We start from the raw sequence: 12,700 nt of genomic DNA, 5'->3' as shown, positions 1-12,700 counted from the left end.
GGGCCGCCGTGCCGCGAACCTACTCCGCGGGCCAGCGGCGGGGGCGGCTCGGATGCGTGGACCCGCGTCCCCGCCGAGCCCTCAGCGAGCGGTCGCCTCGCCCACGTACGACTCCGCCGCCAGCTCCATGCACCGCAGTCGCGCCGGGGAGAGGTCGTAGGGCATCTTCGCGATGGCGTCCATCGCGCTCATGGACCGGGCGGGCCGCCGAGAGCCGACCTCGTCCGCACCGTCGGCGCCCTCGGGGTGCAGCGCGTCCCAGGCGTCGACGAGGTCGTCGTCGAGGCGCGGGAGGTCGGATCCGTCGATCGCCGCGTGCAGCGTCTCCTCGAAGGCGCGTCGCTCGGCCGCGACCTCGGCCACGCGCGGGTCGTCGACGGCGACCGTGTCGTCGAGCGCCTCCTCGGCGGCCTCGACGCGATCGGACGCCGCGCGCAGGCCCGGGAGGGTGGCGATCGCGATGTAGCGGGTGGCGTTGAGGGCTGCGCCGAGCGGGCCGAAGACGCGCTCCATCACCAGCAGGCCGTCGAGGTCGGCGGGGCGCAGGGATCCCTCGGGCAGGCCCTCGAGGCGGGTGGCGACGAAGTCGGAGAGCAGCCCGAGGCGGCTGCCCCGGGCGCGCATCCCCCGGACGGCCGCGCGCTGGCGGCGCAGCTCCGCCTCCTGGGCGTCGAGGGTCGCCTCGAGCCGGCCGAGGATGCCGTCCACGTCGGCGTCGGCCTCCGCATCCGCGCTCGCACCCGCCGACTCCGGGTCGGCGAACGCGTCGCGGATGTCGTCGAGCGCGATCCCGGCATCGGCCATGCGCCGGATCCACAGCAGCCGGATCATCTCCGCGTAGCCGTACCGGCGGCGGTCGTCGGTGCCGCGCTCGGGCTCGGGGAGCAGGCCGATCTGGTGGTAGTGGCGGATGGCACGCGGCGTGGTGCCGACGAACGCGGCGGCGTCGCCGATCCTGACCTGGCGGGGCGGGATCAGGGACGGGTGCATGGCGGGGCCTTCCTCGGCGGGGTGGGTCATGGCTCCACCCGACCACATGACGCTACGGGAGGTGCAAGCCCGGTCGCCGGGCGAGGTGCGCGCCGAAGGAGGTGCGGCGGGCCGCGTCGACCGCGTCGTCGAAGCGGAGGTCGGGGTCGGCGAGCTGCGCGATCACGGCGAGCGCGTGGATCCGCACCCGGGCGTCCGCCGCGCGCCGCGACCGATCGAGGACCGGCAGCGCCGCCCGGCCCACGCTCGCGAAGGCGCGCGCGAGGCTGGCCTGGGTGTCGCGTCCGCCGCGGCCGAGCTGCGACGCGAGCTGCTGGGAGAGCCAGCGCGCGCCGGCCGGATCGCGGTCGCCGTCGACGAGGCCCGACGCCGTCCGCCAGGCCGTGCGCGCGACGTGGTCGTCGGGATCCCGCAGCAGCGCCGGCGTGATGGCGGGCAGCGCGCGCCGGTCGCCGATCTTGGAGAGCGTGTGCAGCGCCTGGCTGCGCGCCTGCGGGATGGGCGAGACCAGCTCGGCGATGAGCGGCGGGATCGTGAGCTCGCGGTCGTGGCGGATCAGCGCCCACGTGAGCATCTCGCGCACGTTGAGGTCGGGCTCGACGCGGCAGCGGTGGATGAGGCCCTCGACCAGCGCCGGATCCGGCCGGGTGCCCGCGGTGAGCGCGGCCTGCAGTCGGGCCGACGCGTCGGGCGCGCGGAGGGCGGCGGCGAGGCGGGCGGCGATCTCGGCGTCGGCGGGGCGGTCGGGGCGCTCCGGCTCGCGTCCGGCCGGCCCGTCGTCGCGCTCGGCGTCCGTCACAGCACGTCCTCGATCGCCCGGAGCACTCGTTCCGGATCCTCGAGCTGCATGTCGTGGTGGATCCCGGGCAGGCGCCGGACGTCCCAGCCGTGGCGCTCGAGATCCGCCGCGCTCGCGTCGGGCAGCACGGAGGGCGCGTCGTCGGAGAGCACGACCGTGGACGGCACGGCGGGCGCGCTGACGGCGAGCGGGTGGAAGGCCACGTCGCGGAAGACGCTGACCGCCATCCCGCGGTCGAACCTCGCCTGCGCGGCCTCGAGCGACGCCCGGACCGACGCCGGGTAGGCGGCACGCACGCGGGCGGCGGCGCGGGCCCGCGGGATCTGCGCGGCGGCCAGGCCCACGAGCGGCGCCGCCCAGAACAGGCGTCCGCGGATCCCCGTGGTCGGCAGCGCGGGCCGGAACCCGGGGTCGAGGTAGATCGCGCGCGCGGGCTCGAGCCGGGCGACGGCGCGCACCAGCACGGATCCGCCGAGCGAGTGCCCGACGACCGCGTCGAGCCCGCGCGGCAGGGACGCGACGAGGTCGTCGGCCATCTCCTCGATGCCGTAGTCCGGCGCCCGGTCGCTCTCGCCGTGCCCGCGGAGGTCGACGGTCGTGACGGTGAAGCGGCCGGTCGCGACGAGCCGGTCGACGACGGGCGCCCAGGTCGCGCCGTCCGCGCCGAGGCCGTGCACGAGGCCGACGTGGCGCGCGCCGGATCCGGTGGTGACGCGATGCAGCTGCATGGGTCCAGTCTCCTCCGCGCAGTCGTCGGGCGCCGAGCGCGGGACGGCCCCGCATCCGTCTCGGGATGCGGGGCCGTCCGGCCGAGCGGATCGCGCTACAGCGTCGCCGCCGCCGGGTCCCAGTCCTCGGCCAGCGGCGTCGGCTTCGCGACGCTCGATGCGACCTTCACGACCTCGCGGCTGTCGGCCGCGTCGCGGATCGCGAGCAGCACGTCGAGCACGTGCGCCGCGACCTCGCCGGACGCGCGCACCGGGTCGCCGCCGCGGATGCTGCGCGCGAGGTCCAGCACGCCGGATCCGCGGCCGTACGTGGATCCCACGGCCGTCAGCGTCTCCGGCTCCTGCTGCCCGAAGCGCCACAGCTGGCTGTCGCCCTCGAACGTGTTCGGGTCGGGGAGCACGATGGTGCCCTCGCTGCCCGAGATCTCGACGAAGCCCATGCGCGGCAGCGCGTTCTGGAAGCTGAACGTCGACTGCGCCGACTGCCCGCCCGCGAACGAGATGAGCGCCGCGTGGTGCGTGGGCACCTCCACCGGGAAGTCGGTGCCCGCGCGGGGTCCGCTGCCGATGGTGCGCGTGGTGCGCGAGGTCGAGGAGACCGCGCTCACCGTCTCGGCCGCGCCGAACGCGTGCACGAGCGTCGTGACGTAGTACGGGCCCATGTCGAACAGGGGTCCGGCGCCCTTCGCGAACAGGAACTCGGGGTTCGGGTGCCAGGCGTCGGGACCGGGCACGTGGAACAGCGTCGTCGCGGTGAGCGGCTCGCCGATGTCGCCGCGGGCGATGGCGCGCATGGCCGACTGGATCCCCGCGCCGAGCACGGTGTCGGGCGCGCACGCGACCTGCACGCCGGCCGCGCGCGCCGCCTCGAGCAGGTCCTGGCCGGATTCGTGATCCAGCGCCAGCGGCTTCTCGCTCCACACGTGCTTGCCGGCCGCGACGATCCGCCGGCCGACCTCCGCGTGCGTGGCGGGCAGCGTGAGGTTCACGACGATCTCGATCTCGTCCATCGCGAGCAGCTCGTCGACGGTGCCGTGGTTCGGCACGCCGTGCTCCTCGGCGCGCGAGCGGGCGCGGTCGAGGTCGATGTCGGCGACGAACAGGACCTCGAGGTCCGGCATCGCCGTCATGTTCTCCAGGTACGTGCCCGAGATGACGCCCGCGCCGATGACGCCGACGCCGACGCGGCCGGTGCCGCCGGTCACTTGTCGTTCTCCTGCAGCCAGGCGAAGGACGCCGCGATGCCGTCGAACACGTCGCCCGCGTAGTCGTCGAACTCGACGACACGGAGCGCGTGCGGGGCGGCCGCCAGCACGGCGGCGACGTCGACGTCGCCCTGACCCGCGGGCTCCTGCATCTTGAAGGCCTGCGCGAGCTCCGGGGGCACGACGAGCGCGGACTCGGCGCTCGGCAGCACGTTCGCGATCGCGTCGGAGATCTTGCCGTCCTTCACGTGCAGGAACCGCACGCGGTCGCCGAGCTGCCGGAGGAGCGCGGGCGTGTCCATGCCGCCGACGGTCGACCAGAAGGTGTCGAGCTCGAGCACGACGTCGGCGTTGAGGCGCTCCACGAAGAGCTCGTAGACCGGGCGGCCGTCGACCTTGTTCGCGAACTCCCACTGGTGGTTGTGGTAGCCGAAGGCGAGCCCGCGCGCGGCGGCCTGCACCTGCAGCTCGTTGACGCGGTCGGCGATCCTGTGCGCGTCGTCGGCGGTCTGCCAGCGCTCGGAGGGGATGAAGGGGTCGATGACCGTCTGGATCCCGAGCTTCGCGGCGGCGTCGAAGGTGCGGGAGGCCTGGTCGTCGTCGCCGTCGATGACGGGCGCGTGGCCGGAGGGGGCGGTGACGCCGGACGCAGCGAACGCGGCGGCGAACTCGTCGGCGCGCTCGACGAACGCGTACGGCTCGACCTGCGTGTAGCCGATCTCGGCGACGCGGGCGACGGCGCCCTGCAGGTCCGCGGAGACAGCGTCGCGGACCGTGTAGAGCTGGACGGAGGGGGCGGTCATGGTCGCTCCTTTCAGGAGGGTGACTGGTGGCCCGACGGCCACCGCACGCTCCCGCCGTCGCGTACGACGGCTGAGCCACGATGCCCGCAGGGTTCGACCGGCGCGAGACGCGCCGTGCCGTCAAACCTACCGGTGGTCGGGGTCCGGATCCCAGGGGCGCGGGCGACGGATCCTGGTCGGTGTCGGACGCCGGTGCCAGGCTGGCGTCACCGCTCGACGAGGAGAGAAGGACCGCGCATGAGGATCCGGCAGACGATCGTGGTGCTCGACGCGCCGGACCTGGCCGCGGAGAGCGCCTTCTGGGCCGGGCTCCTCGACGGCGAGGTGCACGCGGGCGGCGACTGGCACTACGTGTCGTTCGACGCCGGCTGGCAGATCGGGATCCAGCCCGCGCCCGACTTCGTGCCGCCGGTCTGGCCGGGCGAGGGCCCGCGGCAGCAGCAGCAGATCCACCTCGACTTCTACGTCGACGACCTCGCCGAGGGCCGCGAGCGCGTGCTCGCCCTCGGTGGCCGCCTCCTCCAGCCGGCCGCGGACCCGACGGCGCCCGACCGCTTCGACGTGTACGCGGATCCGGCGGGGCACCCGTTCTGCCTCTGCATCTCGAGCGAGGACGCGCGGGCCTGACCGCGCGCGGGATCGGCTGACCCGCAGGCGCCGTGCCCTAGCGTGGACGCCTCGCGGATCGCACCCGACGACCCGTCCGCCGCAGGAGGCATCGCATGACCGAGCACGGCCGCCCCGCGACGACGGTCCGCGTCACGCGCCTCGTGCACCGCGGCCTCACCGTGCGGATCAGCACGCTCGGCACCCCCGACGACCGCGCGTTCGTGCTCGTCCCCGGCATCGGCGTGAGCTCCGACTACTTCGAACGCCTCGCCCCGCACCTCGACGCGCGCGGCACCGTGCACGCGCTCGACCTGCCGGGCTTCGCGGGCGTCGCCCATCCCGGCCGCGCGCTCGCGATCCGCGAGTACGCCGACCTCGTGGGCGCCGCGATCGACGAGCTCGGCCTCGACGACCCCGTGCTCGTCGGCCACTCGATGGGCACGCAGGTGGTGGCCGACCTCGCAGCTCGGCGGCCCGGCATCAGCACCGTGGTGCTCATCAGCCCGGTCATGGACCCGGCCGGGCGATGGGTGCCGCGCGCCGCCCTCCGCTTCCTGCGCTCCTCGGTGCGGGAGCCGAGCCGGATCCAGGTGCTCGCCATCCGCGCCTACCTCGTCTGCGGCGTGCGCTGGTTCCTGCGCGTGCTCCCGCGCATGATGCGGTACACGATCGAGGCGCGCCTCCCGAAGATCCGCGCGAGCACGCTCGTGATCCGCGGGGAGCACGACGCCGTCGTCCCGCGCGCGTGGGTGGAGGAGATGGGCCGGCTGCTGCCGCGGGCACGGCTGTGGGAGATCCCCGGCGCCGCGCACTCGGTGATGCACGACCACGCCGACGAGGTCGCCCGCCTCTGCCTGGCCCACCTCGAGCGGCCGCCCGTCGAGGGCTCGTCGACCGAGGATGCGTCCGCTCAGCTGCGCCGGTTCCCGGAGGGCGAGGAGCAGCACGACGAGGAGCACGCGGACTTCGCGCCCACGCTCGGCGACTCGATCCGCGGGATCCGCGCGCAGGTGGCCGAGGGCATCGCGATCCGCCGCGACGACGATGCGGCGATCGGCCGCGCGAAGACCGCGCACGCGGAGGCGATGGCGGACGCGGCGGAGCGGGCGCGGCGTCGCGGCGCGCGACGCGACGCCCGATCCCGCGGCTAGCGCGGGGTCGCGTCCGGGCGCGCGCCCGTCCCCTCGCGACCGGCCGTCGTCGCATCGCGCGACGCCCGCTCCAACGCCTCCAGCCGCTTCTCGATGCGCTCCGTCGCCCGCTGCGTCCGCACGACGGACACCGTGATGACGATGGCGAGCACGACGCAGGCGAGCGGGAGCAAGAGGGACACGAGGCCGCCGATCACGAGCCCGGCCATCGGTCCGCCGGGGCCGCCCGGACCGCCGAAGTCCTCCAGCGTGGGGGCGTCGAAGGCGGCGAGCGCGATGAGGTCGAGTGCGCTGATGGGGTCCTCCAGCTGTCGGCGGGCGCGTCCGGGCGACGCTACCCGGGCGCAGGCGCGGTCGGAAGGGGCGACGGGATCATCGCGCCCGTGAGAGGGACCGGCAGCAGCTCCCTCAGCCGCGCCCGTCCGCGCCGCCGAACGCGTGCAGCCCCAGCTCGTCCGCGAGCCGCTGCGCGAGCACCGCGCCGCGCACGCTCGTGCCCTGGTCGTCGAGCGGCGGGCTGAAGACGGCAGCGCCCAGGCGACCGGGCGACGCGAGCACGATGGCGCCGGAGACGCTCGACTTCGCGGGCACGCCGACCCGCCGCATCCACCGGCCGGAGCCGTCGTAGACGCCGCACGTGGCCATCACCGAGACGACGTCGCGCGCCACCTCGCGGGAGACCACGCGTGACCCGGTGAGCGGGTTACGTCCGCCGCACGCGAGCGTCGCGCCCATCGCCGCGAGGATCCCGGGCGTCACGAGCACCGCGCACGCCCGCGCGTAGGCGGCCACCGCGTCGTCGGCCGAGACGTGCAGCGTGCCCTCCGAGCGCATGAGGTGGGCGAGCGCGTGGTTGCGGTCCCCGAGCAGCTGCTCGCACTCGGCGACGTCCTCGTCGACCTCGAGCTCCTGGCCCGCGAACGCGCTGAGGCCCGCGAGGATCCGCTCGGTGCGCTCCTCGAGGGAGGATCCGCGCACGAGGCTCGCCGTGAGGATCGCCCCCGCGTTCACCATCGGGTTCGGCGGTCGGCCGGTGCCGCTCTCGAGCTTGATCGCGTCGAATGCCTCGCCCGTCGGCTCGATGCCGACCGCGTCGAGCGCGGCGCCGTCGGTGTCGGCGAGCGCCAGCGCGAACAGGAACGGCTTCACGGCCGACTGGATGGAGAAGGGGTGCGCGCTGTCCCCCGCCGCGTGCGTGCGGCCGTCGGGCGTGACGAGCGTGATGCCGGCGAGCGTCGGATCCATCTCCGCGAGCTGCGGGATGCTGTCGTCGACCTCGCCGCCGTCCTCGTCGGCGACCGACGCGAGCAGCCGGTCGAGGTCGAGCGCGTGGGCGACGTCGTGCGCGGGATCGTGCGGGGCGGATCCGGGGGCGGTCATGCGTCTAGCCTGCCAGCGCAACCGGCGGGCGACGCGAGCGGGCCGCGGCCGCGGCCGCGGATCCTGCGGAGACCGCGACCTCGCGGAAAATGGTGTGGCCCGGCCTCCGTGCACGGAGGGCCGGGCGGTCGGACCCTCTCCCCCGAGAGGCCGACGCTGCGCAAGGACGTCCCACCCGAAGGGCTCGTCCCGCTGATTGACAACGTAGGCCAACGGAGAACTGCATGCATCTGCATCGACGTTCCGCGGCTAGTCCAGTCGGTCAGCCGACGGTGTCGCGTGGATCCGTGCCGGCCCCCGCGCGCCCGCCGCACGTCCCGGGAGACGAGCCGCGGGAACAGCACGGCGAGCACGGCGATCCCGACCGGGATCCACCCCCGCGGGTTCCCGACCACCAGCCCGGCGACGCCCGCGAGCCCGATTGCGTTCGCGGTGCCCGACGGCGATCGCGATGCAGTACGTGCTCTTCGTCACTCGAGTTGATGAGAGGAACATGCAGCCAGGCCCGAGGGCATAGGTGTTCGCTTCTACCTGCAACGAGGCGCTGGTGCCCGCCGGAAGGCTGCATCAGGGTGGCGCGCACCGTCGCCATGAACGAACGGCCCCGCCGACACAAGTCCACGGGGCCGTTCGCCAGAGCCTCGATCGAAGTCAGAGCTCCCTGCGGCCGATGTCGCGTACGGCGAAGTAACCGCCTACGGCCAGCAAGGCTGCCACTGCCGAGAAGATGCCCCCGATCAGGATGTTGCCACCCATGAACCCTGTGATGGCAAGCAACACAGCGATTGCAGCCAATATGACGACGACGCTCTGAGCGACTCTTCCTTTATTGGACGACGGAGTCAGATTGCTCATACATCACACTCTTCCTTGACTTCCTGCCAGGTAGCCCAAACGCCAGCCCCTTCGAGGAGGAGGCCACCGGCCGTGATGGCCGTGGCGATCGCACCGACGGGGGTTGTGAGCGCAAAGCCTGCTGTTATCAGTAGCAGACCTGCGGCCGAGATGAAGCCAGCAACTGCTCCGGCGCAGCTGAGGCCGCTTGGATCGATGTTACCAACGGGGTTGCATGCCGCGTATGCGTATGGCTGAGGTTCCTGACCGGACGGATCCATCTGCGTGAAGCGGCCCAGCGATGCATCGTAGTAGCGCGCGCCTAGCTTGTACAGGTTCTCGGACTCCTGATAGCCGCCGATGTAGCGCAGCGAGTTCAGCGCCACGGGGCTGTTCGTCGAGCTAGCGCGCTCTTCGCCGTACGGGCTGTAGGAGTAGCCACCTTCCCAGATGCCCGCACCGGAGAACATACCCACGACGGAGCCGAGGAGGTCGGTCACGTAATAGTGGCTGGACGAGATCCGGAACCCCACGGCCTCACCTGAAGGCGTGCGGCTGTAGTTCTGCACGAGGCTGGCGGACGTGTTCGTCTGTCGCGACAATCCGAGGATCGAGTTGGAGAAGGATCGTCCGCCCGTGGCGCTCTGGGTGTCGGTGTTTCCCTCTCCGAACGCGGCGAAGTTGGTCGCACCGATGCTCTGCACCTGTCCGCGGTCGCCGTAGGTCGCGACGACACCGGTGATGCCGTTCTTGACCTGATTGCCGGCGGCGTCGTAGACCCACTGGGTGGTGTCCGCGCTGGTGCTGGTGAGCTGGTTCGCCGCGTTGTAGCCGTAGTCGATGGCGGTGTTCTGCGTGCCGCCCGTGTTGCCGGAGCGGTTCTGCGAGGTTCGGTTGCCGGCGGCGTCGTAGCCGTAAGCCCACATCGCGTTGGTGTTGCCGCCCACCCTCTCCTCGGCGACCGTCAGGCGACTCTGCGAGTCGTACTGGTACGCGGTGACCGCGCCGGCCGGGACGCCCTCCTCCTTGCCGCTGGTGCGGGTCTGGATGTCAAGCGTGTCCACGCCATCCTTCGCGAACGAATACGCGACGTCGGCCGACACATGGAAAAGCGATGGCCCGCCAGAGGTCCTGACGGGCCATCGCTATCAAGTTATTTCGCTTTGCGCTGACGCATGCCTGTCCAGATGCACCAGACTCCAAGGAGTAGAACAGGAATACAGACTATCCAGATTGGAATGCCGAGAGCTCCCGCCCAACCTCGAGTCGACGATTCGTACGACCCGGGTAGCGCAAAAACAAATACAGAAAAAAGGATTAGTACGACACCAAATCCGATTCCAATCTCGGGGCTTAGGTGTTGTTTTCGGTCTTGTGACAAAGGAATTCCGTTCTGTGTAGATTACAAGGCTTCACCGGTGGAAACCAAGTTTCCAACGACGCTGGACAACGCCGAGCATCCGATAGCGGCCGTCAACGATCCCATAAGGGTTGGCGCGAACCCAGTAATGATTCCTGAGCACAGGGATCCAACTATAGCACCAACACCCATGCTCACCGCTGCCTCTGCGTAACCCTTGACAGTACCGGTTCTGTAAGCCGACGCTCCATTGTATGCGAGATCGATGGCGAACATGACAGTATCGAAAACCGTATAGGCGTTATTGCCCGAAGGGTCGAGGTTGATAACTGGATTGTTGTTACCGTACGCGTACGGGGCTTTTTCTTGACCGCTCGGGTCGTACTGCGTGAAGCGTCCTACGCGAACCTCTGGCAGGTCGACGGCTACATCACCCAGGAGGGCGACAGCGGCGGACCCTGGTACTACGGCAACACCGCGTACGGGATCCACTACGGCAACATCCCCCGCGGCGGCGCGGACCGCAGCGCCTTCACCTCGATCACGGCGATCGAGGCCGCGACCGACCTGCGCGTCCTCCGCTAGCGCCCGACGAGGGGGCGGCGCACCGCCTCCCCCGACGGCAGCACGCCCGCTCCGGGCTCCGTCCGCCGGCGATGCAGCCCGCCGCCGTCGCCGGCTCGCTTGCCCGCGGCGGCGCGGCCTGCCAGCGTGGGCGCATGGGCGACGACGTGACGCTGCGTCGCGTGCCCGGGTTCCGCTCGTACTGGGCCGCTGCGACCGTCTCCTCGTTCGGGACGGCGGTGAGCGCGGTGGCCGTCCCCGTCCTCGTGGTGACGGTGCTGCACGCGACTCCCTTCGAGGTCGGTCTGGTGAACGCGGCCCAGTTCCTGCCGTACGCGCTGTTCGGCCTGGTCGTCGGCGCGTACGTCGACCGCGTCCCCCGCAAGCCGCTGCTGATCGCGGCGAGCATCGGCCGTGGCGTGTCCCTCGGCGTGATCCCCGTCCTGTGGCTGACGGGATCCCTGACCCTCTGGGCCACGGCGGCGGTGCTGTTCGTCTTCGGCGTCCTGTCGGTCGTCGGCTTCGCCGCCACGCAGTCCCTGCTGACCCGCATCGTGCCGCGCCCCCTGCTCCTGGCCGCGAACGCGCGCCTGGACCAGAGCGACGCCGCCGCCCAGACGGCGGGCCCGGCTCTCGGCGGCGTGCTGGTCGGCATCGTGACCGCGCCGATCGCGATCGCCCTCGATGCGGTGAGCTACCTCGTCGACGCCGTCCTCATCGCCCGGGTCCGCGTGGTCGAGCACACGCCGGCCCGCGAGGCGGGGGCGCGGCTGCGCCGGGACATCGCCGACGGGCTGCGGTGGACGTACGGGCACCCGGCCCTCGCGCCGCTCGCGGTCTCCACGCACCTGTGGTTCCTCGCCAACGCCGCCGGGCTGACGGTGTTCGCGATCCTCGCGCTCCGCACGCTCGAGCTCCCGGCCGCCGTCTACGGGGCGATCCTCGCCGTCAGCGGGGTCGCGATGCTCGTCGGCGCGACGGCCGCGCCGCGCCTCGGCGCGCGGTTCGGCGCGGGCCGGACGATCGTCGCCGCCCGTGCCGCCTACCCGGTCGCCTGGGCGGCGATCGCGGTCGCGACGATCGGGGTCGGCTCCGTGACGCAGCCGGCGACGGTGGCCGCCCTGTTCGTCGCGTTCGCCGTCCAGGGCGCTGCCGCCGGATGCGAGAACGCGAACGAGATGAGCCTCCGCCAGACCATCACGCCCGACGAGCTCCTCGGCCGCATGAACGCCACCATGCGCAGCGCGAACCGCACGCTCGCCGCGGCCGGAGCCGTGTGCGGCGGCGCCCTCATGTCCACCGTCGGAGGCGGGATCTCGCTGCTCGCCGTGACCCTCGTCTTCACCGCTGCGGCCGTCGTCGCCGCCTGCTCCCCCCTGCGATCCCCCGTGGTCCGATAGGGGTCCTCGCCCTCAGCGCGTCATCGACCCCTCGTCGGAGGCGGATCACCGGGACGAAGCCCGCACCGCCGCCACCGCAGCCGCCACGATCCCCCCGTCGGTCACGTCGTGCGCCGCCTCGCCGCCGCCCGGGCCCACGCGCGTGGCGGTCGCGCGCCGCCGGGCCGAGAGGTGGATCGCGTCGACGCCCGCGCCCACGAGACCGGGGATCGCGTCGACCGTCACTCCCCCGCCGGCCTGGATCTCGAGCCGCCCCTCCGCGCGCGCCACCAGCTCCGCGAGCGCCGCCACCCCGTCGCCCGCCCGCGCGGCACCGCCGGACGTGAGCACGCGAGAGGCCCCCGCGGCGAGCAGCGCATCCAGCGCGGCGATCCGGTCGTCGACGGCGTCGATCGCACGGTGGAACGTGAAGACGGCGTCGCCCGTCGCGTCGACGAGCCGCGCGAGGAGATCCGCGTCCACCCGCCCGTCCTCCGTGAGCCCGCCGGAGACGACGCCCGCGGCTCCCGCGGCGAGCGCCGCCCCCACGTCCCGCAGCATGACCGCGCGCTCGTCGGCGTCGTGCACGAACCCGCCGGGACGCGGCCGGATCAGCACGTGGACCGGCAGCCCGACCGCGACCACTGCCTCCACGAGCCCGACGCTCGGGGTCACCCCGCCCGTCGCGGCGAGCGCGGAGCACAGTTCCACGCGGTCGGCGCCGGCGGCGGCGGCGGTGCGCGCGGAGGCCGCGTCCTGCACGGCGATCTCCACCGCCACGCGTCGATCGGGGGACGGGTCGGCGGGGCGCGTCATGGCCCCATGGAAGCACGGGCACCCGGATCCGCCGATGCCGCAGATGAAGAACATGTTTATGCAGCCGCGATTTAACACGGCG

At 72.8% G+C, this 12,700-nt stretch carries 14 protein-coding genes; 4 read left to right on the top strand and 10 right to left on the bottom strand.

Features of this window, described 5'->3' with window-relative positions; translation table 11 throughout:
• Positions 1 to 81: 81 nt before the first annotated feature.
• From JOE38_RS10610 to JOE38_RS10590, 5 genes are all read right to left on the bottom strand, one after another.
• Positions 82 to 1,020 (bottom strand): MerR family transcriptional regulator, encoded by a 939-nt coding sequence (locus JOE38_RS10610; RefSeq protein WP_239544807.1) that lies wholly within the window; start codon positions 1,018 to 1,020, stop codon positions 82 to 84.
• A 22-nt stretch (positions 1,021 to 1,042) separates the two neighbouring features.
• Positions 1,043 to 1,789 (bottom strand): HEAT repeat domain-containing protein, encoded by a 747-nt coding sequence (locus JOE38_RS10605; protein WP_307838858.1) that lies wholly within the window; start codon positions 1,787 to 1,789, stop codon positions 1,043 to 1,045.
• The gene (locus tag JOE38_RS10600) at positions 1,786 to 2,517 is read right to left on the bottom strand and encodes an alpha/beta fold hydrolase (protein ID WP_204576242.1); all 732 of its coding nucleotides are present in this window, start codon (positions 2,515 to 2,517) and stop codon (positions 1,786 to 1,788) included. Before JOE38_RS10600 ends, JOE38_RS10605 begins: the two co-directional genes overlap by 4 nt.
• A 95-nt stretch (positions 2,518 to 2,612) precedes the next feature.
• Entirely contained in the window at positions 2,613 to 3,722 is a 1,110-nt protein-coding gene (locus tag JOE38_RS10595; RefSeq protein WP_204576241.1) for a Gfo/Idh/MocA family protein, read from the bottom strand.
• Positions 3,719 to 4,525, bottom strand: a complete 807-nt coding sequence (locus JOE38_RS10590; protein WP_204576240.1) for a sugar phosphate isomerase/epimerase family protein — start codon at positions 4,523 to 4,525, stop codon at positions 3,719 to 3,721. The genes JOE38_RS10595 and JOE38_RS10590 overlap by 4 nt, the downstream gene beginning before the upstream one ends.
• Before the next feature lie 237 nt (positions 4,526 to 4,762).
• On the opposite strand from JOE38_RS10590, the gene JOE38_RS10585 reads away from it, so the two are divergent.
• Together JOE38_RS10585 and JOE38_RS10580 are read left to right on the top strand one after the other, a co-directional pair.
• Complete coding sequence (locus JOE38_RS10585; protein WP_204576239.1) at positions 4,763 to 5,152, top strand: VOC family protein; 390 nt, start codon at positions 4,763 to 4,765, stop codon at positions 5,150 to 5,152.
• A gap of 95 nt (positions 5,153 to 5,247) precedes the next feature.
• Positions 5,248 to 6,285, top strand: a complete 1,038-nt coding sequence (locus JOE38_RS10580) for an alpha/beta fold hydrolase (protein ID WP_204576238.1) — start codon at positions 5,248 to 5,250, stop codon at positions 6,283 to 6,285.
• Here JOE38_RS10580 and JOE38_RS10575 read toward each other — a convergent pair.
• The 4 genes from JOE38_RS10575 to JOE38_RS16030 all read right to left on the bottom strand — a co-directional run bounded on the left by JOE38_RS10575 (position 6,282) and on the right by JOE38_RS16030 (position 9,602).
• Positions 6,282 to 6,467, bottom strand: coding sequence for a hypothetical protein (locus JOE38_RS10575; RefSeq protein ID WP_204576237.1), 186 nt, complete (start codon positions 6,465 to 6,467; stop codon positions 6,282 to 6,284). The genes JOE38_RS10580 and JOE38_RS10575 overlap by 4 nt on opposite strands.
• 226 nt (positions 6,468 to 6,693) lie before the next feature.
• Entirely contained in the window at positions 6,694 to 7,665 is a 972-nt protein-coding gene (gene glsA / locus JOE38_RS10570) for a glutaminase A (RefSeq protein ID WP_204576236.1), read from the bottom strand.
• Positions 7,666 to 8,316: 651 nt separating this feature from the next.
• Positions 8,317 to 8,520: a hypothetical protein gene (locus JOE38_RS10565; RefSeq protein ID WP_204576235.1), complete on the bottom strand. Its 204-nt coding sequence runs from the start codon at positions 8,518 to 8,520 to the stop codon at positions 8,317 to 8,319.
• Complete coding sequence (locus JOE38_RS16030) at positions 8,517 to 9,602, bottom strand: RHS repeat-associated core domain-containing protein (RefSeq protein ID WP_307838857.1); 1,086 nt, start codon at positions 9,600 to 9,602, stop codon at positions 8,517 to 8,519. The genes JOE38_RS10565 and JOE38_RS16030 overlap by 4 nt, the downstream gene beginning before the upstream one ends.
• Before the next feature lie 623 nt (positions 9,603 to 10,225).
• Here JOE38_RS16030 and JOE38_RS10555 point away from each other — a divergent pair.
• Entirely contained in the window at positions 10,226 to 10,444 is a 219-nt protein-coding gene (locus JOE38_RS10555; protein WP_204576234.1) for a hypothetical protein, read from the top strand.
• 134 nt (positions 10,445 to 10,578) lie between these two features.
• Positions 10,579 to 11,823, top strand: coding sequence for an MFS transporter (locus tag JOE38_RS10550; protein WP_204576233.1), 1,245 nt, complete (start codon positions 10,579 to 10,581; stop codon positions 11,821 to 11,823).
• A gap of 45 nt (positions 11,824 to 11,868) precedes the next feature.
• Here the strand turns inward: JOE38_RS10550 and JOE38_RS10545 are convergent, their stop codons facing one another.
• Positions 11,869 to 12,618 carry a copper homeostasis protein CutC gene (locus JOE38_RS10545; protein ID WP_204576232.1) on the bottom strand — a complete coding sequence of 250 codons (750 nt, stop codon included), beginning with the start codon at positions 12,616 to 12,618 and terminating at the stop codon, positions 11,869 to 11,871.
• Positions 12,619 to 12,700: the final 82 nt, after the last annotated feature.

This window comes from Clavibacter michiganensis (assembly GCF_016907085.1).
Lineage (GTDB): Bacteria > Actinomycetota > Actinomycetes > Actinomycetales > Microbacteriaceae > Clavibacter > Clavibacter michiganensis_O.
This window is presented reverse-complemented; position numbering and strand designations above follow the sequence as displayed.